Annotated in this window: 23 protein-coding genes and 1 pseudogene; 14 read left to right on the top strand and 10 right to left on the bottom strand. The window is 47.3% G+C overall.

The genetic code is table 11. The features are described 5' to 3' along the window. Positions 1-283: 283 nt before the first annotated feature. Both IB214_RS15155 and IB214_RS15150 read left to right on the top strand, forming a co-directional pair. Entirely contained in the window at positions 284-2,188 is a 1,905-nt protein-coding gene (locus IB214_RS15155; RefSeq protein WP_117341836.1) for an AAA family ATPase, read from the top strand. Next, on the top strand, positions 2,185-3,849 hold the full coding sequence (locus IB214_RS15150; RefSeq protein WP_117341837.1) for an ATP-dependent helicase: 1,665 nt from the start codon (positions 2,185-2,187) through the stop codon (positions 3,847-3,849). Before IB214_RS15155 ends, IB214_RS15150 begins: the two co-directional genes overlap by 4 nt. Positions 3,850-3,931: 82 nt before the next feature. On the opposite strand, the pseudogene IB214_RS15145 reads toward IB214_RS15150, so the two are convergent. Beyond that, a pseudogene (locus IB214_RS15145) lies at positions 3,932-4,258 on the bottom strand (transposase); the annotation flags it as partial. 148 nt (positions 4,259-4,406) lie between these two features. Between IB214_RS15145 and IB214_RS15140 the strand changes: the two are divergent. The 4 genes from IB214_RS15140 to IB214_RS15125 all read left to right on the top strand — a co-directional run bounded on the left by IB214_RS15140 (position 4,407) and on the right by IB214_RS15125 (position 8,950). Then, a complete protein-coding gene (locus tag IB214_RS15140) occupies positions 4,407-5,642 on the top strand; it encodes an MFS transporter (protein ID WP_117341838.1) in 1,236 nt (411 codons plus the stop codon). 16 nt (positions 5,643-5,658) lie between these two features. Further along, a complete protein-coding gene (locus IB214_RS15135; RefSeq protein ID WP_117341839.1) occupies positions 5,659-6,723 on the top strand; it encodes a sugar phosphate isomerase/epimerase in 1,065 nt (354 codons plus the stop codon). Further along, a complete protein-coding gene (locus tag IB214_RS15130; RefSeq protein WP_117341840.1) occupies positions 6,724-7,872 on the top strand; it encodes a Gfo/Idh/MocA family oxidoreductase in 1,149 nt (382 codons plus the stop codon). It begins immediately after the preceding gene. A 97-nt stretch (positions 7,873-7,969) separates the two neighbouring features. Beyond that, positions 7,970-8,950, top strand: a complete 981-nt coding sequence (locus IB214_RS15125; RefSeq protein WP_117341841.1) for a LacI family DNA-binding transcriptional regulator — start codon at positions 7,970-7,972, stop codon at positions 8,948-8,950. 8 nt (positions 8,951-8,958) lie between these two features. Here IB214_RS15125 and IB214_RS15120 read toward each other — a convergent pair whose 3' ends face one another. Continuing rightward, on the bottom strand, positions 8,959-9,798 hold the full coding sequence (locus tag IB214_RS15120; protein ID WP_117341842.1) for a sugar phosphate isomerase/epimerase: 840 nt from the start codon (positions 9,796-9,798) through the stop codon (positions 8,959-8,961). Between the two features lie 383 nt (positions 9,799-10,181). Between IB214_RS15120 and IB214_RS15115 the strand changes: the two genes are divergently transcribed. Both IB214_RS15115 and IB214_RS15110 read left to right on the top strand, forming a co-directional pair. Then, positions 10,182-10,418 carry an MFS transporter gene (locus tag IB214_RS15115; RefSeq protein WP_244207856.1) on the top strand — a complete coding sequence of 79 codons (237 nt, stop codon included), beginning with the start codon at positions 10,182-10,184 and terminating at the stop codon, positions 10,416-10,418. A gap of 8 nt (positions 10,419-10,426) precedes the next feature. After that, positions 10,427-10,585 carry a hypothetical protein gene (locus IB214_RS15110; protein ID WP_223240191.1) on the top strand — a complete coding sequence of 53 codons (159 nt, stop codon included), beginning with the start codon at positions 10,427-10,429 and terminating at the stop codon, positions 10,583-10,585. A 387-nt stretch (positions 10,586-10,972) separates the two neighbouring features. Here IB214_RS15110 and IB214_RS15105 read toward each other — a convergent pair whose 3' ends face one another. Further along, positions 10,973-11,941, bottom strand: a complete 969-nt coding sequence (locus IB214_RS15105) for a Gfo/Idh/MocA family oxidoreductase (RefSeq protein WP_117341843.1) — start codon at positions 11,939-11,941, stop codon at positions 10,973-10,975. Between the two features lie 390 nt (positions 11,942-12,331). On the opposite strand from IB214_RS15105, the gene IB214_RS15100 reads away from it, so the two are divergent. From IB214_RS15100 to IB214_RS15085, 4 genes are all read left to right on the top strand, one after another. Next, positions 12,332-13,081, top strand: a complete 750-nt coding sequence (locus tag IB214_RS15100; protein ID WP_117341844.1) for a DeoR/GlpR family DNA-binding transcription regulator — start codon at positions 12,332-12,334, stop codon at positions 13,079-13,081. A gap of 525 nt (positions 13,082-13,606) precedes the next feature. After that, positions 13,607-13,738: a hypothetical protein gene (locus tag IB214_RS15095; protein ID WP_348939670.1), complete on the top strand. Its 132-nt coding sequence runs from the start codon at positions 13,607-13,609 to the stop codon at positions 13,736-13,738. 463 nt (positions 13,739-14,201) lie between these two features. Beyond that, the gene (locus tag IB214_RS15090; protein WP_117341846.1) at positions 14,202-15,551 is read left to right on the top strand and encodes an MFS transporter; all 1,350 of its coding nucleotides are present in this window, start codon (positions 14,202-14,204) and stop codon (positions 15,549-15,551) included. A gap of 8 nt (positions 15,552-15,559) precedes the next feature. After that, positions 15,560-16,300 (top strand): NADPH-dependent F420 reductase, encoded by a 741-nt coding sequence (locus IB214_RS15085; protein WP_117341847.1) that lies wholly within the window; start codon positions 15,560-15,562, stop codon positions 16,298-16,300. Positions 16,301-16,584: 284 nt separating this feature from the next. On the opposite strand, the gene IB214_RS15080 is transcribed toward IB214_RS15085, so the two are convergent. After that, positions 16,585-17,484 (bottom strand): AraC family transcriptional regulator, encoded by a 900-nt coding sequence (locus IB214_RS15080; protein WP_117341848.1) that lies wholly within the window; start codon positions 17,482-17,484, stop codon positions 16,585-16,587. A gap of 266 nt (positions 17,485-17,750) precedes the next feature. On the opposite strand from IB214_RS15080, the gene IB214_RS15075 reads away from it, so the two are divergent. Both IB214_RS15075 and IB214_RS15070 read left to right on the top strand, forming a co-directional pair. Continuing rightward, on the top strand, positions 17,751-18,485 hold the full coding sequence (locus IB214_RS15075) for an SDR family oxidoreductase (protein ID WP_117341849.1): 735 nt from the start codon (positions 17,751-17,753) through the stop codon (positions 18,483-18,485). Positions 18,486-18,532: 47 nt separating this feature from the next. After that, positions 18,533-19,372, top strand: coding sequence for an SDR family oxidoreductase (locus IB214_RS15070; protein ID WP_117341850.1), 840 nt, complete (start codon positions 18,533-18,535; stop codon positions 19,370-19,372). A 128-nt stretch (positions 19,373-19,500) separates the two neighbouring features. Here the strand turns inward: IB214_RS15070 and IB214_RS15065 are convergent, their stop codons facing one another. From IB214_RS15065 to ompC, 6 genes are all read right to left on the bottom strand, one after another. Continuing rightward, positions 19,501-20,091, bottom strand: a complete 591-nt coding sequence (locus IB214_RS15065; RefSeq protein ID WP_117341851.1) for a nucleotidyltransferase family protein — start codon at positions 20,089-20,091, stop codon at positions 19,501-19,503. Positions 20,092-20,503: 412 nt separating this feature from the next. Continuing rightward, complete coding sequence (locus IB214_RS15060) at positions 20,504-21,634, bottom strand: NADH-dependent flavin oxidoreductase (protein WP_117341852.1); 1,131 nt, start codon at positions 21,632-21,634, stop codon at positions 20,504-20,506. Between the two features lie 164 nt (positions 21,635-21,798). Further along, positions 21,799-22,848 carry an aldo/keto reductase gene (locus IB214_RS15055; protein WP_117341853.1) on the bottom strand — a complete coding sequence of 350 codons (1,050 nt, stop codon included), beginning with the start codon at positions 22,846-22,848 and terminating at the stop codon, positions 21,799-21,801. Positions 22,849-22,909: 61 nt separating this feature from the next. After that, positions 22,910-23,974, bottom strand: a complete 1,065-nt coding sequence (locus IB214_RS15050) for an alpha/beta hydrolase (protein ID WP_223240192.1) — start codon at positions 23,972-23,974, stop codon at positions 22,910-22,912. A 181-nt stretch (positions 23,975-24,155) separates the two neighbouring features. Beyond that, complete coding sequence (locus IB214_RS15045) at positions 24,156-25,049, bottom strand: LysR family transcriptional regulator (protein ID WP_117341854.1); 894 nt, start codon at positions 25,047-25,049, stop codon at positions 24,156-24,158. A 512-nt stretch (positions 25,050-25,561) separates the two neighbouring features. Continuing rightward, positions 25,562-26,686 carry a porin OmpC gene (ompC, locus tag IB214_RS15040; protein WP_117341855.1) on the bottom strand — a complete coding sequence of 375 codons (1,125 nt, stop codon included), beginning with the start codon at positions 26,684-26,686 and terminating at the stop codon, positions 25,562-25,564. Positions 26,687-26,956 lie beyond the last annotated feature (270 nt).

Below are 26,956 nucleotides of genomic sequence, written 5' to 3'. Positions count from 1 at the left end.
GCTTAATTTTAGCACTCAGTTCCCCCGGCTTCGGCCTATTTGCGTTCTGCCCTAACCCGAGTGTCAGCTCTGCTGTCGGGGAGCGAGATTACCTAATGACTGGATTAACAAAAATGACTTTAATGTTTTCATTAAAACTGGTATTAAAATTTATTAAGCATAAGGAATAAGAAATTTCTGTAATTATCATATTTCTGTCTGAGTTTAACAGAATGTTGCTGTTAGAGGGTAAGTAGATTAAATAATTGATTTATAAATTTAATTAATCTGTGTAGGGAGGCGCATGAAGCTTGAAACGATTCGTTTATCTGGTTTTCAGTCGTTTGGACAAGAATCAACCGAACTGAGCCTTGAAGATATAACATATATCATTGGCCCTAATGGTTCAGGTAAAACCGCAGTGCTTCAGGCTTTGTGTCGACTTTTTGCATTCGACCCTGCGTTAAGGCGGATCCAGCGTTCAGATTTCCACGTTCCCTTTGATGAGGAGGAGGTTCCGCTTGAGCGCCAGCTGTGGATAGAGGCTAATTTTCTATTTCCCGAATTGGAAGATGACGAGGACAACAGCACCGTAGCTCCTCACTTTAGTCATATGCGACTGGACGAGCCGGATGGGGTTCCGCGCGTGCGTTTTCGCCTTAATGCGACTATAGGGCTGGATGGAGATATTGAAGACGCTTTGGTATATGTCCTGGACGTTGATGGAGATGACTTGCCTCTGAATGTCGCTCAGGTTCCACGCGCTGAACGTAATCATATCCAGGTACACTATCTGCCTGCCAGACGCGATCCCGCTGACCATATTACTTACGGTGCGAATGCATTACTAGGGCGTTTACTTCGCGCTGTTCGCTGGGATGCTGAGCGCGAAACGATTAAAGGGCTGACCGATAAAATAAGTGACAGCCTTGCGGCAAACCCCTCGGTGAATGCTTTAAGTGAGAGTTTAAAGGCAACATGGGCAACGCTGCATAAAGGTAAATTTTTTGCTGACCCTAAAATTACTTTTGTCGCATCAGAAATTGAATCGCTGTTAAGGCATCTGTCTGTTTCATTTACCCCAGGTCACGACGGCTCATTTGTCGATTTTTCAAGGCTGAGCGATGGCCAAAAGTCCATGCTTTACCTTTCTCTTGTCTTATCGTCTCAGGCTATTGGCAGGGCTGTTCTTGCAGAAGAAGATTTATCGTTTGATCCCGATAAATTACGTCCACCAGTCTTCACTCTGGTAGCCCTTGAGGAGCCAGAAAACAGCCTTTCTCCACATTACTTGGGCCGCATTGTTAGCTCCCTAAATGTCATGACAAAAAACCTGGATGCGCAAGCTCTCATTGCGACGCATGCGCCCACAATGCTGCGCCGGGTAGCACCTGAGTTAATACGTTATCTTCGACTGAATGAGTCACGAGAGACGCTGGTCACTTGTATTAAATTGCCTGATGAAACTGATGAGGCACATAAGTTTGTGAGGGAAGCTGTCCAGGCGTTTCCGGAGATCTATTTTTCACGGCTGGTCGTGCTTGGCGAAGGTGATAGCGAAGAGATTGTGTTGCCACGCTTGCTTCAGGCCAAGGGGGCACCCGTTGATGAGTCCGCTATCACGATTGCGCCATTGGGAGGGCGGCATGTAAACCATTTCTGGCGTCTGCTTTCAGCATTAAAAATCCCCTATTTTACACTGCTTGATCTTGATGTTGCCCGTCATGGGGCAGGGTGGGGCCGAATTAAGTACGTAAACGATCAGTTGTCCATACATCAACCGCGTAAAAAACTCCCTGAACGCTACGGAATTCCAAGATGGAATGATGAAGAGGAGAAAATTCGGGACTTCGAAAATTATCTCGGCATGCTTGAAAAGCGCGGCGTGTTTTTCTCCTACCCGATGGATTTAGACTTTTCAATGTTACTTGCTTATCCAAAAGCCTATAACGTTGAGGAAGAGAAGCCCGACAATGCAATTATAAAAGCTGTTCTTGGAAAAAGTCATTACGATCCATCTCAGTACAGGGATGATGAATTAGCGCTTTTTAATACCTACCACAAACGCTTCAAGCTTGGCAGTAAACCCGCAGCTCATATTGAGGCGTTAACTCACCTGAGTGATTCAGATCTGCTTAAAAGCATGCCGGATTCACTGGACAGGCTGGCTGATGCGGGTATTGCCAAACTCACGGAACTGCCAGAATGATTACTGTAGAAGAATGGCAACCCGCGGATGGATTGACGCTGGAACCTAATGCGAAACGAGCAGCAAAAGCGCGCAAACGTTGCCTGGCATTAACTGCCGGACCAGGCGCTGGTAAGACGGAAATGCTTGCACAGCGTGCTGACTTCCTTTTGCGAACTGGAACGTGCAGATACCCCAAAAAAATTCTGGCGATCTCATTTAAGGTTGATGCCAGCAGAAACCTCAAAGAGCGCGTTGAACGTAGATGTGGACGGGGTCTGGCTTCACGCTTTGACAGCTACACCTTCCACGGATTTGCTAAGCGGATCATTGATCGCTTCAGACCGATACTCACGGGAAAATATGCCATAGATGCTGGTTACGCCGTTGTAGACAAAAAAAACAAGCCATCTCGTCACGAAATAGAATACGGCGATATGGTTCCTTATGCTATTAAGATATTGCAAACCTCAAAAAAAGCCCGAAATGCAATCCGGCAAACTTATAGTGATATTTTCCTTGATGAATTTCAGGACTGCACAAATATACAATATGACCTTGTAAAACTCGCTTTCCGGGGGACCAAAATTCGGCTGACTGCAGTCGGTGACACAAAGCAGAAAATTATGGGCTGGGCAGGTGCTCTGGACGGTATTTTCAAGTCTTTCATTAATGATTTTAATGCGGTACCGCTCACCATGTATCGTAATTTTCGCTCAAAACCAACATTGCTGCGTGTTCAGAACGAAATTATTCGTAAGTTAGATCCTGACTCCGTAATGCCTGATGAGCAAATTGAGGGTGACGAAGGGGAGGTTTTTGCATGGGGATTTGCAGATAGTCAAACAGAAGCTATTTATCTGGCTGACCTCATTAATGGCTGGATAAACACCGAGAAACTACCTCCGGCTGAAATTGCAGTCCTAGTTTCAAAGCAACCAGATTTGTATGCTGACCACCTCTTCAGAGAGCTAGAGCAACGCGGAATTCCCTACCGCAATGAGCAGCAAATGCAGGATATCACGGTCGAGCCCGTGGCTCGTCTAATCGTTGATTACCTGTCTTGTCTATATGGACAGCGTGAACCTAAAGCATGGATTCGCCTGATGAATCAGCTGGTTCCCTTTGCTGATGAAGAAGTTCAGACCAGCGCACGAAAAGATCTTGATCAACTGATAAGAAAGCATCGAAATGAGGTGTCTGATGCAAAAAAAACGGACACTCCCTTTTCTGAATGGTGGAAATTTGGCCGCGCTTTCTTAAAGCATGTAGGTTTCCAGACGCTTGTTGCATTATCGTCAGATTATGAGTCCCATGAGCGTTTAAAACAGGTTATTCGCGATACCAGAGCACGTATCAAAGATTTACTGGAAATCGAATCTGATTTACCGCTAGCACTCAAACGATTTACTGATGACCAGGCTGTACGCATTTTGACCATTCACAAAAGCAAAGGATTAGAGTTTGATTCGGTTGTCATCATGGCTGTAGAAAATGAGACTTTCTTTGGTAAAGAAGAAGAAAATCGCTGCGCGTTTTTTGTCGGTGTTTCGCGAGCAAAGAAACGCCTTATTTTAACTCATACTAACAAGCGTGATGAACCTGCTAATGCCAGGTACTGGAAAGTTTTTCGGACTGCTCGATTAGAGTATTTTGATTATGTTCTTCCGTTTGTGAGGTAACGGCTAGTCCAAAAATTAATTATAATTCCACAATTATTTTCACATCATTTAATTGACCTGCTCCCAGGATTAGATACAACGCTCAGTTAGTAATGTCGGATCCTGACCCGTATATGATCCATTCATAATCAGGAATAACCGGCTTCATTCTGGCTGCATATTCTGGCTGCATATTCTGGCAACCGGCAGATTTTTTGGCAAATTCGGACGGCGTCATCCAGCCCAGTGCAGAATGGGGACGACTCTGGTTATAGTGTATGCGCTAGGCCTCGATTTTGCACCGTGCATCCTCCAGAGACATGAACCAGTTCTCGTTCAGGCATTCCTGCCGCAACCTGCCGTTGAAGGACTCGACCGTAGCGTTATCCGTAGGTGTTCCCGGGCGTGAGAAGTCGATCCTTATCCCTCTTTCAAGCACCGTTTGAACAGATTTGGCGGAAACCGCACTGAAATGGATCTTCAAAAATGTGATCCATCTAAAATTTAGTTTTTTTGTAATCGATTACATTTTGTTTTGATGAAATGTAATCGATTACTTTCTTGGAGAAAGTTTACCTATGCCTACTTCACAACGTTTTGACGTCGTCATTCCGCAGCATCGGCTTTTGGTTCCCCGGCTGTCGCTGATGATGTTTATGCAGTTCTTTATCTGGGGCAGTTGGTCGGTCACGCTCGGGCTGGTGATGACTCAGCACAATATGTCGCTGCTGATCGGTGATGCGTTTTCAGCGGGGCCCATCGCGTCGATTCTGTCTCCTTTCGTGCTGGGAATGCTGGTCGATCGTTTCTTTCCTTCACAAAAAGTGATGGCGGTGATGAACATGCTGGGTGCGGTGATCCTGTGGTTTGTTCCCGCTGCACTGGTGGCGGAGAACGGCGCACTGCTGATTGCACTGCTGTTCGGTTACACGCTGTGCTTTATGCCCACGCTGGCGCTGTCGAACAACATCGCGTTTCACAGCCTGGCCAGGAGTGACAAAAGTTTCCCGGTGGTGCGGGTGTTCGGCACCATCGGCTGGATAGTGGCGGGCATCTTTATTGGCGTCACCGGCATTTCGTCCAGCACCACCATCTTCTCTCTGGCGGCAGTCTGCTCAGTGGCGCTGGCTATTTACAGCCTGACGCTGCCGCATACACCGGCGCCGGCTAAAGGTCTGCCATTTCAGCTACGCGATCTGTTCTGCGCCGATGCCTTCGCGCTGCTGAAAATCCGCCACTTCTTTATCTTCTCGCTGTGCGCCACGCTGATTTCAATTCCGCTTGGCACTTATTACGCCTATACGGCCTCATGGCTGGTGGACGCGGGCGTAGAGAACGTCAGCACCGTGATGTCGTTTGGCCAGATGTCCGAAATCTTCTTCATGCTGGTGATCCCGCTGCTGTTCCGACGCCTCGGCGTCAAATACATGCTGCTGGCCGGAATGTGCGCCTGGTTTATCCGTTACGCGCTGTTTGCGTTGGGTATGGGTGACGAAGGCCGCGCGCTGATCTACCTCGGCATTTTGCTGCACGGCGTCTGCTATGACTTCTTCTTTGTCGTGGGCTTTATCTATACCGATCGCATTGCCGGCGACAAGGTGAAAGGCCAGGCGCAGAGCATGATCGTGATGTTCACCTATGGCATTGGCATGCTGCTGGGCTCGCAAATCTCAGGTGTGCTTTACAACAGCCTGGTTGCCGGCCACGGCACCGCGCAGAACTGGGCAATTTTCTGGTGGATCCCCGCCGTTGCGGCGGCGGCGATCGCTTTACTTTTCCTCTTCACCTTTAAATATCGGGATGAAGCGGCTTAATTAACTGGAGGTAAACGTGAAAACGTTAAAAGGACCCGGGATTTTTCTGTCGCAGTTTATCGGGCAACAGACGCCCTTTAATACGCTGGACGGGCTGGCACAATGGGCATCCGCGCTGGGCTATAAGGCGCTGCAGATACCCTGTAACCACCCGTCGATTTTCGACCTTGAACGCGCTGCAACCAGCCAGACCTATTGCGATGAGGTGACAGGGGTGCTGGCCAGCTACGGTCTGGTGGTGAGTGAACTGTCCACCCATCTTGAAGGCCAGCTGATCGCGGTGCATCCGGCGCACGACCTGGCATTTGACAGCTTTGCCCCGGCACAGGTGCGTGGTGACAATGCAAAACGCACCGCCTGGGCGATTAACACCGTAAAGCTGGCCGCCGCGGCTTCGGCGAAGCTGGGGCTCAGTGCCCATGCCACATTCTCAGGTTCACTGGCCTGGCCGTATCTCTATCCGTGGCCGCCGCATAATCCTGCGCTACTGGAGGAAGCGTTTAAGGAACTGGCGCGCCGCTGGCAGCCGGTGCTGGATGAATTCGATAGTCACGGCGTGGATGTCTGCTACGAAATTCATCCGGGCGAAGACCTGCATGATGGCGTGACTTTTGAACGTTTTCTGGCGCGGGTGAATAATCATCCGCGCTGCAATATCCTGTTTGATCCCAGCCATCTGCATCTGCAGCACATTGATTATCTGCAGTTTATTGATATCTACCACTCACGAATCAAGGCCTTCCACGTCAAGGACGCGGAATATCTGCCAAACGGTCGCAGCGGAGTGTATGGCGGTTATCAGCGCTGGCTTGATCGCGCCGGACGTTTCCGGTCACCGGGCGATGGTCAGATCGATTTCAAAGGTATTTTCAGCAAGCTGGCACAGTACGATTACGGCGGCTGGGCAGTACTGGAGTGGGAATGCTGCTTAAAAGACAGCGAAACAGGCGCGCGCGAAGGGGCCGAATTTATCCAGCGTCACATTATTCCGGTGGCCGATCGTGCGTTTGATGACTTTGCCGCTCAGGACGGCGACCACGCCAGCGTACGCGCGCAGCTTGGTCTGGACAGGGGTGCTTAGATGATCAATGTCGGCATTATTGGCACCGGATTTATTGGTCCGGCGCATATTGAAGCCTTGCGTCGCCTTGGCAATATTCAGGTCGTTGCGATTTGTGATTCCACTCAGACGGCAGCAGAAACGCGCGCTGCTGAGCTCAACGTGCCTCACGCATACAGCGACGTCGCGGCATTTTTACAACATGGAGGGTTGGATGCAGTGCACAACTGTACGCCAAACCATCTGCACGCAGAAATTAACCGGCAGATCCTGCGCGCCGGCAAGCATGTCTTTTCTGAGAAGCCGCTGTGCATGACGATGGAGGAAGCCCGTGAGCTGGTCGAACTTGCCGAAAAAGCGGGGGTGGTTCATGGCGTCAGCTTTGTTTATCGCCAGTTCGCCATGGTACAGCAGGCCGCCAGCATGATGCGTTACCAGCAACTGGGCCGGTTGTTCTCGGCGCAGGGTAGCTATCTGCAGGACTGGATGCTGGAAGAGACTGATTACAACTGGCGCGTTGATGCCGGAAAAGGAGGCGCTTCCCGCGCCGTGGCGGATATCGGCTCGCACTGGTGCGACACCATTCAGTTCGTCACCGGCCGGAAAATCGTCGAAGTGATGGCCGATTTGTCGATCGTCTGGCCCACGCGTAAAGCCAGCCTGAATACGTCGGCAACCTTTGGGGCGCAGCAAGAAGAAATGCAGTACGAATCCCGCGACGTGACCACGGAAGATATGGGCTTTGTGCTGTTCCGCTTCGATGATGGCAGCAAAGGCAGCTTTAGCGTTTCGCAAGTTTCAGCCGGGCGCAAAAACCGTCTTAGTCTCGAGGTGAACGGCAGCCTGAGTTCATTAGCTTGGGATCAGGAAATACCGCAGCAGCTTTGGCTTGGGCATCGCCACAAGGCCAATCAGCTGTTGTCCGACGATCCTTCGCTGATGAACCCGGAGGTGGCGGCACGGGCACGTTTTCCCGGCGGGCACATTGAGGGATGGCCAGATGCTTTCCGTAATATGATGCAGCAGTTCTATCAGGCTGTGGAGCAGGGCAAACCGGCCTCGCCAGGATTGTCGTTTGCCACCTTCAGCGACGGCGCGCAGGTGATGGCGATTGTCGATGCGATCCTGAAAAGCCATCAGCAGCAGCGATGGGTGCGCGTCAGCGACTGAAGCCTGGCTCGGTCGGCAGACGCCGGCCGGGCTAACTTATTGTGCAGACAGATTTATGGTAACCTGCGTGTCATCTGACTGAGCAAGAGTTGCTACCATGTCCATCCAAAAAATCGCCCGTTTAGCGGGCGTTTCTGTCGCGACGGTCTCGCGGGTGTTAAACAACAGCGACAGCGTTAAAGACAAAAATCGCGAGAAAGTGCTCGAGGCGATCAGACAAAGCAATTACCAGCCCAACCTGCTGGCGCGGCAGTTACGCACTTCACGCAGCTCAATGATTCTGGTACTGGTCTCAGACATATCCAACCCGTTCTGCGCCGATGTGGTGAAAGGCATTGAAGAACAGGCCGAAAAAAATGGCTACCGCATTCTGCTGTGTAACTCCGGCTCCAGTATTGAACGTTCACGCTCCAGCCTGCAGTTGCTGGCGGGCAAAATGGTGGATGGCATTATCACCATGGACGCCTTCAGTAAACTTCCCGAACTGACCCAGTTAATTGGCGAGACCCCATGGGTGCAGTGCGCCGAGTATGCGGATGCGGGCGAGGTTTCCTGTGTTGGCATTGATGATGCTGATGCGTCGCAGGCAGTGGTGCGTTATCTCAGTGGAAAGGGTCGTCAGCGCATTGCGCTGATCAACCACGATCTCAGTTATAAATATGCGCAGCTGCGGCAGAAAGGCTATATACGTCAGTTGGAAACCAGCAAACAGGCCTGGCAGGCGATAACCTATGCCAGCGAACTGAGTTTTAGCGCCGGCAAGCTGGCTATGGAAGAATTGCTGGCGGCAGAAGAGCGTCCGGATGCGGTATTCGCCGTTTCGGACACGCTGGCAGCAGGGGCGATGTCGGCCATTCAGCAGGCGGGGTTGCGGGTGCCGGAAGATATCGCGGTGGCTGGATTCGATGGCACCGAACTGGCCGAAATGGTTTCACCGCCGCTGACCACCATCGTGCAGCCGTCGAAGGACATTGGCCGCCAGGCGTTCAGCCTGTTACTGCAGAAAATTGAACATCCTGAGTCACCCGCGCAGCGGATAATGATGAGCTGGCACTTAACGGAACGCGCCAGCGCATAAGTCCGTCATCAGTGACTGAGTGCCGCCCGTAAGTTGCGCAGGGACGTGGTGATAATGCTCCAGGGATCGTTCGGTTTGTCGTGCTCGATTATGAACCATTTCACGCCGCTGGCTTTCGCTGCCGGCAGAATGGTCTGCCAGTCCAGTAACCCTTCGCCTAAAGGCGCAAAGTTCATTTCATCATCGCGGATACCAATTGCGGCGTTATCCTTGGCATGGATGGCATAAATCCTGCCGGGATATTCTTTCAGAAAACGCACCGGATCCTGGCCACCACGCGATACCCAGGCAGCATCCATTTCCAGCTTCAGGTTCTCGGGCTGGGTGTGATTCATGATAATTTCAAGTGCCGTCACGCCATCATATTTTTTCATCTCAAAGTTGTGGTTGTGATAACCCAACTGCATGCCGTCCTTGCGCAATTTTGCGCCGAGCCGATCCAGACGTTTGGCATAATCAATCCAGCCCTGGCTGTTGGTTGGGCGGTCTTCCGCTTCAATCCACGGCACGATGAGGGTTTTATTACCCACCGCTTTATTAAAGGCAAGGGTCTGGGCGTAGGCGCTTTCCAGGGCGGACAGCTGAACGTGCGCCGAGGTCACCTTTAACTGATTTTTTGCCAGCAGCGCCTGCATTTGCTTCGCGCTCAGGTCGTGTGTGCCGACAATTTCGACATTTTTGAAACCCGCTTCGTGCGCCATGGCGAACTGTTTATCCGCCGAACCCACGTTGCGCAGGGTATACATTTGCAAAGCAATGTCATTATCAGCCTCAGCCGCCGCGACAGGGCAGGAGGTGAGCGCAACGGAAGCAAACAGCAATGAACTGGCCAGTATTCGAGTAAACATAAGGTCTCCAGATGATTAAAAGTAATCGATTACAAAATTACGCCAAAAAGTAATCGATTACTTTAAATTCATTCTGACTTTTGCAAAAATGTGATGAATCTCAAATTGGGGACGGCATTCATTTTATTCGGGTGATTTACCGCCAACCCTGCGTATTGAAATCAGAAGAGAGACACATGCGATGAGGTATGATTTTGCATAATCAGACGAAAAACCTCCAAGGGGCCGGCGCCGTGTGTTGGACAATTCTGGCCCTGGCATTGGTTGGATTTGGCATCGGTACGGGTGAGTTTATTATCATGGGGCTGTTACCCTGGGTTGCAGAGTCACTGAACATCTCTTAAACGCAGGCCGGCAACGCGATCGCCAGTTATGCGCTGGGCGTGGTAGCCGGTGCGCCAGTAAATGAGATTCTGGTGGCCCGCATGGCGCGCAAAAACCTTTTGCTCTGCTTGATGGCGGTGTTTTTCATTGGCAACACCGTCAGTGTATTTTCGGGCAGTTACTATCAATTGATTGGTGCCCGTTTCCTGACAGGATTACCGCACGGTGCTTTCTTCGGTGTGGCTTCTCTGGTTGCCGCCTCGCTGGTAACGCCAGAAAGCGTGGCAGGGCGTTGAGCGCTTTAATGCTCGGACTGACTATCACCACGCTGGTGGGCGTGCCGCTGGGATCCTGGATATGGCAGGTGTTTAACTGGCACGTGGTGTTCGGTTTTGTGAGCACCATTGGCTTGCTGATCTGCGTACTGATACTGCGCTTTGTCCCGAAGCGCATCGTTATTTGATGGATAAAATTTGAGTCAGTTAGATATTCACTAATCACACCAAAGCAAAGAGCCCGCTCAGGTTTTTCCTGAGCGGGCTTCTCTACGTATGGATCCTTTGACTGAGATTTGCTTTGCAATAACTGGTTTATAATTAAGCCAAACCTGAATTGTCCTTCTGTCAAAATCACTGAGATGATTATAAATAGACTCCGATTACATTAAAGCAGGTTTGAGTGCCCTCGTTGTCTGTGATGGTCTAATCATTCCGGACACTTTGTTAGAGAAAGTTAGTTGAGTAGATTGTCTTAGTCCTAAGCGTTTCCGGACGTTAATTTATAAATGGAGGTGATACCGGTTTACGTTTTTTCCGTTACCAATAAATCTAATAGTGAGTTTCGTGACTATTTAAAATGACTCCGTAACAGTTTTTTTTGCATTTTCTATAATTTCCATTGTGATAAAGCTTGCTTCAAGCATTTTAGTGGCGCTTGAGAAATCCCTGTTCTGAATCATCTGACTAAAAGATTTAAAGGCGTGATAAAGCCTGTGCTGCCCGTCCGCAAAATCATGGGTTACAGACTCCATATGAATGCTTTTGAACTCGTAGCTTGATATATTATTGACGGCATTATTAATCTGAAGTGTACCTCCATCGCCTTGTAATGTTGAAATACTGGATGAATGGCAGTCTTTAGCACCAATACATACGCATTTAAACGTTGAGTAATCCAGTACGAGAATGCCGCTGGTATCTACGCCGTTGGAGATATTAGGATAATACTGAACTAAGCGCGGGCGGCCATAAATCCCAACAATAAAATTGATATTATAAATATTGATGTCCATCAATGCCCCTCCCGCCTTGTTAAAGTCGAATGCTGGGTGGACTTCTCCTGATTTAAACGCGTCATAACGTGAAGAGTATTGGCTGTAATTCAGGCTTATCATCTTCATTTCCCCAAGCTTACTGACTTCTTTTTTTAATGCCCGATAAGCGGGAAGATAATGAATGTTTATTGCCTCAAGAAGAATAACACCATGTTTTTCCGCAAGTGAGTTAAGTTTCTTTAGCTCTTCAAGTGTTGTGGTAATCGGTTTTTCAATAATAAGGTGTTTCCCATTAATTATAGACTGTCGGGCGTACGCATAATGCAAGTGATTAGGCAGCGCCACATAAATGGTATCCACGTCACTTAACAACATTTCTTCAAATTCAAAATAAACGGCCGCCAGTTTGTACTGCTTTGCCAGCGCCTCCGTTTCATTCCGGTTTCTATCTGTTCCAAGTATGGATATGGATTCAAAGTCCAGTGAGTGAACAATGGTCAGCAGATCCCTGACTATTTTACCCGCACCAAGTATGCCCAGTTTCATTGATTACCTCATTTAGAAGAATTGCGATACCTCTACCAGCGCCTAAATGCCTGCTTCGGACTTTACCTGTCCGACTCTTCACTTCTGCTGCAGGTCAGCGCCGGTAAACGCTTATACTAATAGCGCATTCATCATTGATAAGGGAATTCAATACTGCATTTTAAGTGATTAAATGTGATTTCAATCACATTTGTCGTTTTTATCGGTCACTATTACTTTGTATCACTTAAGTGAATGTGCGGAGGGCGTGGTCGTTTATAGAGTGCTTTCATGCCTTTCCTACTGGGGCGGGTTCTCTTAAAAAGCGGTTTACCGCTTGTCAGGCAGCCATATACATAGAATAAGGCTTCCGCTAAGATGCCCGCTGGAACAAAGCGCGGGAGCAAATCAATGACTCAGGATGAACGCCTGATTGAACTGGAAGGTGTGGTAAACAATCAGGGTAAAGTTACGCTTGAATATATATGCCAGACCTACGGTATTTCCTACGATTCTGCCCGAAGGGACCTTGTCAAGTTGACCCAGTTGTCTGGTATTATTCGTATCAGAGGGGGGGCTATACGGGGTGAAAAAAAAACGGAATTTCCCTTCGTTCAGCGCAGCCTGCGCACTCCGGAAAAAGAAAGGCTCGCGGCTTTTGCTGCCAGTACGGTCGTGGACAACGATATCATGTTCATTGATGCTGGCACGACCTCGCTGAGCCTTGCGCGCCACATTAAAAATCCATCCAGAGCCATAACGAACTCACCTGAAGTGATGAATGAACTGATAAACAATCCTCTTGTCGCCGTTTCGGTGTTGGGGGGAACATTTAGTGAGTTCTCCCACGCCATTCTTGGTTCTATGACCGTTGAGCAAATAAGAAGATATCAGGCAGATAAAGCATTCATTGGCGTAAGCGCTCTGTCTGAATCAGGCATAACCACGGATTCTGAAGATGATGCTTTGCTTAAAAAGGCCATGGCGGACCATGCCCGCAAGGTCGTATGTATTGCCACCAGTGAAAAATTCAATACCCAGCTCATGTATCAGTCTTGCACTTGGGCTGATATTGACTATGTCATTACCAGTACCGCACCGCCATTGAACATACTCAGGATTATTCAGGAACATGAAGTCGAACTAATTGTTATTGAGTAATCCACAGCTAATTAGCATGTTTTCAACCTACGGAACTAGCTTGAAAGTAATCTGTACACGGTGATTGTATTTCAGATGCCTGTTTTGTATCCGGCTGTTTCGTTAGGAATACCTTGTGTGAGCGGCTTCTCAGATTTGACCGTAATTATATACAGAAAAGGACACATATTACGCACAATGATATTCATTGCAGCGCATAAACAGGTTATGTGATTGGTACGGCAGGCAGAACCCCAAAGCAAATGTTTCTTTACTGAAACTTTTACTTTGGGCTTTTTATTGCCTAGTAAAGGTGAATGATGAGTAACGAAGCCCTGAGTAAAGAAATTTACACGCGCATGGGCGCTAAGTAAAACATCAGAGACGCAAGCCACTGCATTACCCGGCTAAGACTTTCTCTGCACAACAATAAGCAAGCCTACATTGCTGAACTGAAGGCACTACGTGGTGTGCTTGGGCGTCGTGATGGCTAATAACCAGCTCAACATTGTCGTAGGGCAGGAGGTAGGCAGGCTCTACACTGAAATGATGAAGAACAATCAAGATGTCCCCCCAGTCACCGGCCTGCATGAGCTGATTCACTGGAACGGTGCAATAAGTCGGCTAAACCGTGAAATGAACGTGAAGTTTGGCAGTGAGGGGGCTGCGGTTGTTTAATTACGGTTATATCCAGACTCTGCATGCTCAAAATTTCTTACAGGTGATTGAGGAAGCGATGTTCCTCAAAATTATCATGGACGGATAAAAACACTGCAAGCCAGTCAGCATGAACCTGCAAAATTAATTTTATTAAATAGTTTTAGCAATAAAATATTTGCGGAGGTTAATTATTGAAATATATTGTTTATATATAAATGTAAGCTGTGTGTCGAGATCAGTCCATATCAAATCACTGATCTGTTATTATGCCAAGTGCGAAGCAAAGATGGATTGCCCGAATTAATTATTTTCTTGCCTAAAGCAATAAATAAAACGAAGCTAAAATAAATTATGTAAATAAAAGAGGTGGGTGTAGATTTATCTTAAGGAATGGTGCTATAAAAACAAAATCTACTTTAATTAAGTAATGATAACCACAGCACCGCTTCGGCCTGCTGGTTAACAGCATACAGGACCCGATATGAAGTATGATGTAACTGTTTTTATTTTAAAAAAGTACAACTTTTCATTTTTATTAAAAAACTGCTTTCATATAAAAGATAATGAGGTCTCCGCTGTATTATGGTCCTGGTTATACATATTTTCTCTATTCCTGGCTTACTATCTTTTACGTCCGATAAGAGATGAATTGGGTGTTGCCAGCGGAATAAAAAATTTACCATGGCTTTTTTCCGCGACATTAATTGCCATGCTGGCTTTTAATCCATTGTTTTCGTGGGCCGTACGAAAATGGCAACGAGAAACCTTTATTCGCATAACATATCGGTTTTTCATGCTCCATCTTTTAGCTTTTATGTTGGTCCTTTCTCTGACATCTCCGGAACAGCAGGTCTGGGCTGGCCGGGCTTTCTTCATCTGGCTGTCAGTTTTCAACCTGTTTGTTGTATCGGTTTTCTGGTCATTTGTTGTGGATGTGTTCAGCGGTGAACAGGGTAAAAGGCTGTTCGGACTGCTTTCGACTGGGGCCACATTGGGGGGGATTTCGGGGTCCCTGATAACATTCAGTGCAGTAGAATTATCAGGCAGAAACCTCTTATTCGGTCTGGCCATTGTTCTTCTGGAAATCACTGTTTTTGCATCACGAAAACTGGCCAGTACGTCCTCCGACTTCCATTCGAAACCTGAAAGTGAAGAGTGTCATGAGCCCGTGGGAGGCGGCATTTTTTCAGGGATGACGCATACTCTCCGGTCACCCTATTTATTGTGTATCGCTGGCTTTATGCTGCTCTACAGCATGAGCTCAACCTTTCTTTACTTTCATCAGGCTTCTCTTGCTGAGGTCAGTTTCTCCGGCAGTGCTGAACGCATCGCTTTCTTTGCAACTGTTGATTTCTGGGTTAATGCCCTTACCCTTTTTGTCCAGATTTTTCTGACAGCCAGCATTCTCGGTCGTCTGGGCGTGTTGCTCACGCTAAGCATTTTACCCGCTGTAAGCATATTGAGTTTTGGTGCGCTGGCAGCTTCGCCGGGAATAGCGACCTTTGTTGTTATTCAGGTACTAAGACGCGTCATCAACTTCGGCATCACGCGGCCAACACGAGAAGTTCTTTTCACCGTTGTCAGTCGTGAAGAACGTTACAAATCAAAGAATTTCATCGATACGGTTGTTTATCGCGGTGGCGATCAGGTCGGGAGCTGGAGCTGGCTTGCATTGAGCACTCTGGGGCTAGGTATAACCGGGATAGCCCTTCTTTCGATTCCTCTTTCAATAATATGGCTTTGCATCAGCCTTTATCTGGGTCATCAGCAAAGCAGACTACAACTCATTTCCATAACCAGTAAAACGGATCATTCCCGTTTCCAGTCCTGAGGTGCAATATGAAAATTACGCGAACAAGTATTCTTAAAATTTTGGGTTGTCTGTGTCTGTCGGGTGCTTTGTCTTCTGCAAGTGTGTCAGCAGCGACAGAGCAGATTTCACCTGCTCCTGTGCGTATAGGTGTAATCGGAGCAGGCTGGCTGGGCGGAACAGTTGCAAAGCTGTGGGTGGCCGCAGGTCATGAAGTGATGTTTTCGTCACGTCATCCTGAAGAGTTAAAGTCGACGGTTGCCGAACTGGGGTCTAAAGCTTCAGTGGGAACGCCTCTGCAGGCGGCCGAGTTTGGTTCAGTCTTATTGTTTGCCGTGCCTTATGACGCACTGCCTGCTTTAGGAAAAGATCTTGGAAATGCTATCAAGGGAAAGGTAGTTCTGGATGCAACAAACCCCACGGCTGATTCCGATAATGCCCTTACTCAGGAGGCAAAGCGTAACGGCGTAGGAGCCACATCCTTAAAATATTTACCAGGTACCCGTCTGGTCAGAGCGTTTAACTCTGTAGATGCTGGCAGAATCGCTGCTTCGGCCAATCGTACTGCAGATAAATTAGGTGTTGGCATCGCAAGCGATGACGAGCAGGCGCTGGCAACTGCAGCACAACTCGTTCGGGACGCAGGCAGTGAGCCTGTCATTACCGGAGACCTCAAAAGTTCACAAGGCTTTGAAGATGGTGGCCCCGGTTTTCGCGCGAATACCGATGCTGCTCATCTCAGAAAATTGCTGGGGCTGAACGCTAACTGAAGTAGAAAAATCATTTTTCGGGCATGGTGTATATATCGTTAAACGCTATGCCCGTTTCAGTTTTATGACTCTGTACCACAGAAATGAAAATGCACTCGAGTGAGATATTGTGTCTGGCAAACTCGATCAAACAGGGGGCGTCCTCCCTATCTGCGGAGCGCAGCTACAGTGAGCACTGAACCGTCATGTTCCTAAAGCGGAATACAGAGGGCAATGAACTATGTACGTCTTTAACCGGGGGATGTCAATTATTGGACGCCTGAATTTCAAACAAAAATATGACATTAACTGGCACGTAGATTCTTTATATCCCGATGAGGTGATTCTCCAAACTCGCGGCTGTATTCACGACTGAACTGTGAAGCACTTTCATAACCAACATAAAGAGCAGCACTTACAGCATCGAGGTTGTTACTTATCATCTGTTGACGAGCTGCCTGGAGGCGAAGTTTTTTCTGAAACTGAAGCGGGCTCATTCCTGTAACACTTTTAAAATGTTGCCGAAACGAAGAGGGGCTCATATAAGCACTTGCAGCTAATTCATTCATACTCAATGACTGAGTGAAATTAACTTTTAGCCATCTTACTACTTTAGATATTTGTTGGCTGGGCGATCCTGCAGTAGCAAGATGTCTAAGTTGGCTGCCATAGGGGCCTGACAGTAAACGAATAATAATTTCTTGTTTTATTAACGGTGCAATATGAGCGACGAGATGGGGTTCTGAATTTAAGTTTACTAACTTGAACAACGCATCCGCTAGACCTTCATCCAATTGTTCAACGGTGAGGGGGCGTGGAAAATCATTTTTCATTGGTTGCGAAGGACTCATAGACGCTGAAAGTTGGCTTATCAGCACTGGATCTAATGTCAACGATAGCCCCAGAAACGGTGCATCATCGCTGGCTTGCAACACATGAGTTATAATAGGTAAATCGATAGTAGAAAGCAGTGTTTCTCCCGCGTGATAACGAGTAACTTTTCCTGCTAACATAACTTCCTTTTCGCCCTGTGTAACGACGCCTAATGCCATTTGATAGATACAATGAACAGGGGATGTGGGCCGGTTACGCCGAAAGACTGTCAATTCCGGTATCAGGGTTACGTAATCACCTTCTTTCTGTGCCAGTTTACTTATTGAATCAGAAAGGGTGACAAGAAAGGAATTACGGGGATTGTCTTGCATCTTAACCTCTATTCTATTATTAGTTAATTCATTTTTAAATGATTCACTGTTTTGGATATTTCTCTATTGCTGGCAAATTTAAATCGGTTTAGGCAATCATTATGTCGAAATGTACACTCTTATTTGTATATATAGTGGCATGATATTTATGGTGTTTAAGGTCGTTCTTGACAGGTTAACTATGACTATTGTGTCTTATAAGTGTGTTTAATTAACTTCTTTGATCAAATAGCAAAAATAATGGCATCATGAGTTAAGGAGTGTTTGTGAAAAATTCGGAAAAAATAAAACGCATCGTTGTTATTACAGGTGCATCTTCTGGTATAGGTGAAGCAATTGCAAAATCCCTTATTTGGGAAGGATACAGAGTGGCACTTCTTGCCCGAAGGATTGATAAAATTCAGTTGCTAGCTAAAGACTTGGGTGAGGATGCGATTGCAATTAAAGCAGACGTTACTGACCGTGATTCAATAGTTTCTGCAGCTGAAACAATAAAAAGACATTGGGGGGATATTGACGTGCTCATTAATAATGCCGGCGTCATGCTGACAGGCCCTTTCGGTCCAGCACAACGCAATGAATATCGTCAAATGATCGAAACAAATCTTCTTGGAGCAATGACGGTAACGGAAGTGTTTCTTGAACAACTCAAGGCTAACGGTGGCGGTGATCTGATAAATGTTTCGTCTGTTGCCGGTCGCGTTTCAGGTGCAGGATATGCTGGTTACGCGGCGACAAAATGGGGCATGAATGGCTGGTCAGAATCCTTGCGGTTAGAGTTGCAACCCTCGGTCAGGGTAATGGTGATCGAGCCTGGAGCTGTCGCCACTGAATTAACAACGCACATTACTCATGAGGACAGTAAAAAAACAGCCATTGAGTCACTGGACTGGGCAATTCCGCCAGAAGACATTGCTGATGTTATTGCTTTTGCATTGAACAGACCTAAGCGTACCAGCTTAAGCGAAATTTTGATCAGACCGACTGTCCAGGCAATGTAAGACTGAGTATGTGTAAAAATTGTTCAATACAATATGAGAGACATTCGATGAAAGATAAACAAGTATGGTTGATTACCGGTGCAGGTCGTGGTCTGGGTTTGTATATTGCAAAAGCAGCGTTGGCTGCAGGTCATAATGTGGTAGCGACAGGGCGTGATCCGGCGAAAGTAGCCCGTGCACTTGGTAAGAATGATGCACTTTTGACTTTGCAACTTGATATCACCGACAGTAAAGATGCAGAAGCTGCAGTTGCAGCCACTGTAGCTAAATTCGGTACAATTGATGTACTGGTAAATAATGCTGGAAATTTTTATGCGGGTTTCTTTGAGGAATTAAGTGCTGATCAGGTTGGAAGTCAGATTGAAACACTGCTTCTTGGGCCAATGAATGTTACACGGGCAGTACTTCCTTTAATGCGCCGAGAGAAAAGGGGATTGATAGTTACCATTTCCTCCTCTGCTGGGATCACAGGATATGCATTCTGTTCTGCATATGCAGCGGCCAAATTCGGTGTCGAAGGATGGATGGAATCATTGGCAATGGAAGTAGAACGATTCGGGATCCAGACAATGATCGTGGTACCAGGCTTCTTCCGAACCGAACTTCTTACTGATGATTCAACTACATATGCTGCACTTACTGTTGATGATTACGCGGAACAAACACGGGAAAATAAGTCAGCCTGGCGCAGTATGGATGGTAAACAGGGTGGTGATCCCCATAAACTGGCTGAAGCACTGATACATTTGGCTGGACTGGATACACCTCCCGCGCGCTTCGCTGCTGGTGCTGATGCGGTTGAAACATTAGAAACTAAAGCCAGAGTGCTTCTTGCGCAAGCAGATGCATATAGGGAATTATCCTCCTCTCTTGGTCTCGATGAGTAATATGGTAGAAAAATAATCGTCGCGGTGTCGCCATTATTTACCGTAAGTACCTTAATCTTGTACGCAGAGATTTATTATCGCTGTGTACTAAGATCATTAGAATTACAGTTGATAAAATCGATTATATTTCAGAATCCTCCGTTAATCACGCGTTCATTCAATTGGTCAGGCAGGTCAATATCCCATATGCAACCGCTATCCTGAGTATTCAATTGTAATACCGGATGAGATTTTAGCAATTTACGAGCACCATCATGTCCTTGCAATTTAAGAAGTTCCAGTTTCATTTCTACTGGAAATCCAACCGGATGACCTGGTTTTTCATGGTAATACGGCCGCACGATTTGCCCTTCACATACGAGCCCTGCGACCATTTTATAGGTTTGCTGTGCAATACTGGGCAAGTCTGCAAGTGAAATTAACCAACCATTACAGGATTTATCTGCCTGTATTCCTTCCGCTATGGAGTCCCCCATACATAAGCTATTTACCATCACAAATGGGGCGTTTAATTTCTGGCAAATAGACTTTAACTGTTGTGATTCAGACCTGATAACCACGGTGACCTTCAGCCCTGTAAGCAGGGCGTTGGTAAGGCTGCGCTGAAAAATGGTTTCAGTAGTGCCAGGAATAAGTTCCAACAGTTTATGCCGCCCGGTCGCCTTATGGTATCGACGACTCAACCCTGCTGCCAGCAAAATTATTCCCGGGTTAACCATCAATATTGACCTTTTTTGCTTACTGTTTAGATTTCCCGGCAACGGATTCTGGTGTCACCGAACTGATGTATCACATAGTGAGTAAAACCGAATTTTTCAGGCGGTTCCGTGCATCATTTGGGATACAGCGATTCCAATTAAAAAAAACACTGAGTTAATTGAATATGCTTATTTATTTACAGGCAGGGGATTAAAGAAAAAATCATATCGTTGATTTGAATGTTTTTCATGAAAGAAACTATGCAGTAATCAAAAAAATATCTTAAATAATTAAGGTATTCAAGATTTACATACATCTTGCAAATTTTTTCAAAATGTTAAAGAACCTTGGTCATATCACTCTTATGGATTAAATGCCCGGATAATAATCCCACCTGGGCATTCCTATAATTTTCAGTCTATTTTAAATTTGTTACTCAGTCTGACGGACATTAAACCATCCCGTCGTGGTATCAATGACATCCCAAAGTTTATGAGGGATTGCGAGCTGCGTTACATCGGAAGCAGATATATCGAGAGCAATCGGGCCTTTAGCTTCATCACTCACAAATTGAACCCAGTCAGGATTCAGCACCAATCCCTGACCGACTGCAGCCAGAGAGAGTCCTGTCTCTATGGCTGCCGCAGCGTGATCGGGTGTCTTGATTTGACCCGCTGCAATGAGTGGGATGCGATCTGCAAGATGGTCCCGCATTATTTCGATGATTTTGGGGCCCTTCGGCGCGTCCACCGGCCTCGCTTCTAATGCATTTCCCAGTGACACATGCAAGTAATCGATACCACTAATAATTAAGTTATCGACAAGTTTTAATGATTCCCCGATACGCAAACCATCTTCAAGATGCGATTCATCTAATGTTATTCGGTATCCTAGCAGGAAAGGTGCAATGGCATGTTCGGCAATAATCTTACGAACTTCCGCTACGACGGCGAGGGGAAAGCGCATACGGTTTGCAAGAGAACCACCCCAGCGATCGTTTCGCTGATTGAAATGAGGTGAGAAGAAATTCTGAAGCAAGAAACCATGAGCACCGTGGAGCTCTACACCGTCAAAACCTGCTTCGATAGCACGGCGTGTTGCATCACCAAAGGCTTTTACAACCGCCTCGACTTCATGATCAGCAAGTTCACGCGGTGTAACGGAGGGGGCTGATGGACCAGCATCTCCAGGTACAGGGCTCGCCGCGACGATATCAGATACGAGTTCGGGACTGGTTTTCACGCCGGCGTGAAAGATCTGTAGGATCGCCGGTGCACCACCACTTTTCGCTGCAGAGGCAAGACGCTGTAAGCTTGGGATAAATTTGTCATCGTAGGCAGCAAACTCACCGGTAAATCCGATGCCATTTTCCTGAACGTGCGTGCAACCGGTAATTACTAGTCCTACATCTTTCACGCGTAAGCGGTAATAGGCTTCCTCTTCGTCAGAAACCGTGCCGTCGTCATTTCCAGACCAGGTGGTCATAGGAGCCATGACAATGCGGTTTCGTAAAGTAATACCTTTACCGAGAGAATATTGTTCAAGAAGTACTTTTTTGTTCATTTAATCGACCTTCATAATTAATAGCCACAGAAGCTTACCCTCCGTTAAAAAGGGAAATTAAAGCCAGGCTCTACTCAGATTATTAGCAATGTAAATTCACTGATTCAGGTTTCGTTAAATGAGCCTTCAGAATTGTCAGAGGCTCAAGTGACGAAATATTTGCGTTATAACTCTCGAAGAGCTTGAGCACTGGAATCGACATATCGTTCGCGTTGAAGTGACCCAAACCGACCATAGGGATATTCATCCGGTGCAGGTGCACTCACGGCATCCAACTGACTGGCCAATTCAGGAGAAAGCTGAAGTTCTGCGGCGGCGAGATTATCGTAGAGCTGCTCAATTGTGCGAGCTCCGATTATTGTTGAAGAAACTGCTGGCCTGCTGTTGATCCAGCTCAGTGCGACCTGGCTCGGGGTCGCACCGATTTGGTCAGCAATCAGTCGCACTGTATCAAGCGTGGCCCAATTTCTTTCCGACTCAGCAAACTTTTGCCCGATATACTTGAACATTGGATTGCCATTGGTATACCTCATACCTGATTGAGGTTCAGCGTGGCGAATATATTTACCGCTCAAAAAACCTCCTGCTAAAGGCGACCAGGGTAATAACCCTATCTCGTTATATACAGCAGCAGGAACGAGTTCGTATTCAATCTCACGGCACAGCAGGCTGTATTGTTGCTGAAGCGTGATAGGCATTTGAAGCCCCATTGCTTTTGCTGTTGAAAGCACGAGCTGAAGTTGCCAGCCTGTAAAGTTGGAAAGCCCGATATAGTGAATTTTCCCCGCACGTACGGCCGCATCGAGAAAAGAGAGGGTCTCTTCGACTGGAGTCAGAGGATCCCATCCATGCATCTGATAAAGGTCAATCGTTTCGACACCCAGACGGTTTAGCGACGTGTTAAGGGCTCGGTTAAGGTGGGCACGAGATGAGCCGGCATCATTGACATCCTGGCCGGTTCCGAATCGGGCCTTTGTCGCGACTACCAGGCGGCTCGTTTTGTCCGGGCGATTTGCACGCCAACGTCCGAGAAGCGTTTCTGATGTACCTCCACCGTAGACATCGGCAGTATCAATCATGTTGCCGCCCGCATCAAGAAACGCATCTAGGATAGCGAATGCTTCATCTTCTGGTGTTTCTGTGCCAAATCCCATGGTACCAAGGGTCAAATTCGAGACCGAAAGACCCGAGTTACCAAGTTTGCGATATTTCATAGTCATATTGCTCCGAAATTTGAGTGCAAAAAAAGACACCGAAAGGTCAGTGAAATCGGGATTAGCTGCTTGCTAGCTGACTCTTGAAAAAGGGAGCAAGTTTTTTAGCTGCTTCCGCTGCACCCGCTCCATCGTACAGGTCCATGTGTGTCGCACCGGGGATGATAAACAGTTCCTTTTGCGTCGATGCGGCGATGGCATTAAGTTTTTGGCTGTGCCACAGAGACCCAGCCTTGCTACCGGCTACCATTAGGAGTGGCTGAGTAATGTAGACATCTGCCCCTTCAAAGCCGGTAAATGACGCGAGTGTACTGATGCTTGTCATCAGCATCTGATTAGTCGAAGTTGGGTATCTTCCCCGGGCCGTAAGATAGTAGTCAGCGGCTTCCTGAAGATCACGAGGCGCGGTCGTGTCGCTGAGTTTAGGTACGTAGTTGACATAGACTGGTGCGCCACCCGCGGCTTCGGCCGAACGTTGCTTAGCGACAGCCTCCAGAGTAGGGATGAGTTCAGACTCAGCCGTTTTGCCTTCCCAGCCTTTTCGGGTTGCGGCGCCCACATCTACTGCACTTACCGTTGCCAGCGCCTTGATTCGGCGTTCGGACATGGAGGCTTTCACTGTTATTCCGCTGCCGGCACAGACTCCTAACGCACCGATGCGATCGCTGTCAACGTAAGGTAATGTGGTCAGATAATCGATAGCGCTGTAAAAATCGACGACGCGTTTCATGGGGTCATCAACAAACCGTGGTAAACCGCCGCTTGCACCCTGATGGGAAGCATCGAAGGCCAGAGTTACGAATCCTTCTGCGGCCAGTTTGAGTGCATAAAGTCCTGCGGTCTGTTCCTTCACTCCGCCCCCGGGATGAATCACAACGATCGCGGCATATTTTCTGTCTTCGCTAAACGCTTTTGGAAGATAGACATTGCCTGACATCATGATTTCATTGTTTTTGAACATCACACTCCGGATGGTAATTCCATCCACTTGTGTGCTTATCCCGGATATACGTGGTGTAGGATCAAGTGTGGCTAATGCATTACCCGCCATCAATAGCCCGGCAGAGGCTACTGAACCTGTAAGGATGAAGTTACGGCGACTGAGTCCACCTGCTGGCTTATTCATTTAATGATCCTTCTTTCACCTGATGCTGTTACGGCCACTTAAAGGGGAGATTCAAGTGTTCATCATAATCTCTTTCGCATTAAGAAATTAGAGGTTTAATTTTGCATAGGCTTAGAAGGGTATTTTCTTAATCATGCCCAGTGAACTGAGTCGTCAGTTCGCTGGGTTTAAGAGGGGGAGGTCAGGCGCGATAGCGCAGTGCTTCCAGTACCAGGGCAAAGGCGGGTGAATGCTGGCGGCGGTTTGGGTAGTAAAGATGATAAGCGGTGCGCGGTGGAGACCAGTCGGCGAGAACCTGTATCAACTGACCCTCTTCTAGCGCAGTGTCCACAACATCTTTTGGCAGATAGGCAAGACCCAGTCCATCCAGGGCGGCCTGCCGCATCATACCTACGCTGCTGAATGTACCTCTTCCTTCGATACGGATTTTAAGCTCAACTCCCTGCTTATAGAATTCCCATGTATAGAAGCCTCCATGAGTCGGAAGTCGTAACTTAATACAACTATGGTCACTTAAGTCACGTGGGGTAACTGGAATTTCTTTATCTGCGAAATAGGAAGGTGACCCCACTACGGCAAAATTAAAGTTTGGTGCAATCGGAACCGAGATCATGTCTTTATCTACCTGCTCACCCAGCCGGACTCCCGCGTCGTATCGTTCAGCAACAATATCCTTCAATCCGTACTCACTGATAATTTCAATATTAATATCCGGATAGTCCAGAAGTAACATTTTGAGTTTTGGCCAAAGAATGGTCTCTGCAGCATGCTCGACGGCAGTAATCCGTACGATGCCAGCGGGTTTATCTCGCATCCCGCTGAGTGCGGCGATCTCATTCTCAATTTCGTCAAAATGCGGGCCGATACGGTTTAGTAAATGTTCACCGGCCTCCGTCACGGAAACACTCCGGGTCGTGCGGGTAAGTAACCGTAGACCCAGTTGTGCCTCAAGAGTGCGTACGGTGTAGCTCAGCGCTGACTGGGAGATGCCGAGCTTTGCTGCGGCCTTAGTAAAGCTTTGCTCGCGAGCTACGGCTATAAATGCCTGATAATCTTTCACATTTTTACGACGCATTGATTATCCTAATTCAAAAAACCATGCAGATAATATTACTATAACGGGTATCGGCTCTGTTAAATGAAAATTGAGGCAAACAAACTTAGCACTCATACACTTGTAACTGACAACAAGTCGCTACTGAAAGGATCAGCTTTACGTGCCAACAAACGGATGAGCAAACAATTGTTGTACAGCAAGACGACAAACTGAATTCACCAGTCAATAAGCGCTGTGCGGTATCGTTTTCAGCCATATGCGTTTTCAGTTCCTGTTCGACCTCCACATTCTGTTCGGTGAAGTAGGTTTTGTAGGTAGAGCCGCATAAGCAACCGCGCTATGGAACGAATGCTTGCCGAGACCGATGAACGTAACTTTTTTGCATAATGATCCCCTTCAGAAAGAAAAACACCCTGTTAGCGTAACGCTCGCAGGGTGGGGGGCCCCATCTCATTAAACCGGGTGGGCACATTTTTATCAGACATGAAAAAGGCGACCGAAGTCGCCCGGCATTACACTTCTCAGACAAATCAGAACTGGTAAACAACACCGACCGCAGTGACGTCATCGGTACTAATACCGGCTTCACGGGTAAAGCTGTTTTCATCAACCAGGTTAACCATGTAGTCAACAAACACATTGATGTTTTTGTTGAAGTAATAAGTCGCACCGAAGTCGACAAACTTGATCAAATCCTGGTCGCCGTAATTTTGACCGGAAGCAGAACGACCCAGATTTTTACCTTTGTTCACGTTATAAGCAACAAATGGTTGCAGGCCGAAATCAAACTGGTAGCTGGCATACAATTCTATGATTTGAGATTTGTTGGCGTAACCGTACGCACTGTCATCAGAGATTGAACCGAAGCGTGAAGCATTATAAGACTGGGTATACATCGCCGCTAAATAAACGCCATTCGCATCATATTTAACCGCACCCGAATAGGCTTCAGCGCGTTTACCATTACCCATAATGCCGGACGTACGGCTATTTTGTTCGATGGTACGGTTCGAGCTGCTCATTGCACCGACAACACTGACGCCTGCGCCGATATCATAGGTGGCAGACATGCCATAGCCGTCACCATTCTGGCGCAGTACGCTACGAACACCAGGCTCACCGCCGCCATCATTTTTACCCTGATACTGAATTGCAATATCCAGGCCGTCGATCAGGCCATAAAAACCGCTCTCACGGTAAGTCGCGACTCCGTTTGTACGGCTGAACATGAACTGGTCCGAACCGTAGGTCATGGCGTCAAACTCAGGCTGCATATCGGTAAAGCCCAAGGAATCATACAGCACACCACGGTTACGACCGTAGTCGAATGAGCCGTAATCGCCGAACTTCAGGCCAGCGAATCCGTAACGGGTTCTTGGCGTGGAACTCTGGCTTTCTGGGTTGTTGGCATCAAACTGGGACTGCCACTGACCATAACCAGTCAGGTTGTCAGAGATTTGTGTTTCACCACGAAAACCCAGACGAACGTATGTCTGATCGCCATCCATGCCCGGATCCTGAGAGAAATAATGCTCGCCGGAAATCAAACCGGTGATATTCAGTTTGCTGCCGTCTTTATTGTAAACTTCCGCTGCGTGTGCTGTACCAGCAAGCAATGCAGATGACATCGCTAAAAATATTAATTTATGCTTCATCATAATAACCCTCAATGTTTTGATATATAGCCGCTGCATATTTATTGAGCCTTGGGCAAAATAAAATCTCGGACCTTTACTATCACTACTGATCCCTTTATTGGTTATTTCTCAAGGCAGCGATTACGCTGCGCATTTGATGTATCACTTTTAAAAGCAGGGTGTAAATAAATGTTTTGATTTGTCAGCACAGATTGATAAATAAATCGCAGGTTAACTCAAATAGCACATATTGATAATAAAAGTTTGGAGGCAATCGGTTAGTTTGAT

Origin of the sequence: Citrobacter sp. C1, assembly GCF_014596895.2 — a bacterium.
Classification (GTDB): Bacteria; Pseudomonadota; Gammaproteobacteria; order Enterobacterales; family Enterobacteriaceae; genus Citrobacter; species Citrobacter gillenii.
Note: the sequence above shows the minus strand (reverse complement) of the source record. Positions and strands in the feature narration are given on the sequence as shown.

What these genes read in the sequence shown, in the direction of transcription:
- IB214_RS15155 (WP_117341836.1), top strand. Translation starts at nt 284, where the DNA reads ATGAAGCTTGAAACGATTCGTTTATCTGGTTTTCAGTCGTTTGGACAA.
- IB214_RS15150 (WP_117341837.1), top strand. Translation starts at nt 2,185, where the DNA reads ATGATTACTGTAGAAGAATGGCAACCCGCGGATGGATTGACGCTGGAA.
- IB214_RS15140 (WP_117341838.1), top strand. Translation starts at nt 4,407, where the DNA reads ATGCCTACTTCACAACGTTTTGACGTCGTCATTCCGCAGCATCGGCTT.
- IB214_RS15130 (WP_117341840.1), top strand. Translation starts at nt 6,724, where the DNA reads ATGATCAATGTCGGCATTATTGGCACCGGATTTATTGGTCCGGCGCAT.
- IB214_RS15125 (WP_117341841.1), top strand. Translation starts at nt 7,970, where the DNA reads ATGTCCATCCAAAAAATCGCCCGTTTAGCGGGCGTTTCTGTCGCGACG.
- IB214_RS15120 (WP_117341842.1), bottom strand. Translation starts at nt 9,798, where the DNA reads ATGTTTACTCGAATACTGGCCAGTTCATTGCTGTTTGCTTCCGTTGCG.
- IB214_RS15110 (WP_223240191.1), top strand. Translation starts at nt 10,427, where the DNA reads ATGCTCGGACTGACTATCACCACGCTGGTGGGCGTGCCGCTGGGATCC.
- IB214_RS15105 (WP_117341843.1), bottom strand. Translation starts at nt 11,941, where the DNA reads ATGAAACTGGGCATACTTGGTGCGGGTAAAATAGTCAGGGATCTGCTG.
- IB214_RS15100 (WP_117341844.1), top strand. Translation starts at nt 12,332, where the DNA reads ATGACTCAGGATGAACGCCTGATTGAACTGGAAGGTGTGGTAAACAAT.
- IB214_RS15095 (WP_348939670.1), top strand. Translation starts at nt 13,607, where the DNA reads ATGATGAAGAACAATCAAGATGTCCCCCCAGTCACCGGCCTGCATGAG.
- IB214_RS15090 (WP_117341846.1), top strand. Translation starts at nt 14,202, where the DNA reads ATGAAGTATGATGTAACTGTTTTTATTTTAAAAAAGTACAACTTTTCA.
- IB214_RS15085 (WP_117341847.1), top strand. Translation starts at nt 15,560, where the DNA reads ATGAAAATTACGCGAACAAGTATTCTTAAAATTTTGGGTTGTCTGTGT.
- IB214_RS15080 (WP_117341848.1), bottom strand. Translation starts at nt 17,484, where the DNA reads ATGCAAGACAATCCCCGTAATTCCTTTCTTGTCACCCTTTCTGATTCA.
- IB214_RS15070 (WP_117341850.1), top strand. Translation starts at nt 18,533, where the DNA reads ATGAAAGATAAACAAGTATGGTTGATTACCGGTGCAGGTCGTGGTCTG.
- IB214_RS15065 (WP_117341851.1), bottom strand. Translation starts at nt 20,091, where the DNA reads ATGGTTAACCCGGGAATAATTTTGCTGGCAGCAGGGTTGAGTCGTCGA.
- IB214_RS15060 (WP_117341852.1), bottom strand. Translation starts at nt 21,634, where the DNA reads ATGAACAAAAAAGTACTTCTTGAACAATATTCTCTCGGTAAAGGTATT.
- IB214_RS15055 (WP_117341853.1), bottom strand. Translation starts at nt 22,848, where the DNA reads ATGAAATATCGCAAACTTGGTAACTCGGGTCTTTCGGTCTCGAATTTG.
- IB214_RS15050 (WP_223240192.1), bottom strand. Translation starts at nt 23,974, where the DNA reads ATGAATAAGCCAGCAGGTGGACTCAGTCGCCGTAACTTCATCCTTACA.
- IB214_RS15045 (WP_117341854.1), bottom strand. Translation starts at nt 25,049, where the DNA reads ATGCGTCGTAAAAATGTGAAAGATTATCAGGCATTTATAGCCGTAGCT.
- ompC (WP_117341855.1), bottom strand. Translation starts at nt 26,686, where the DNA reads ATGAAGCATAAATTAATATTTTTAGCGATGTCATCTGCATTGCTTGCT.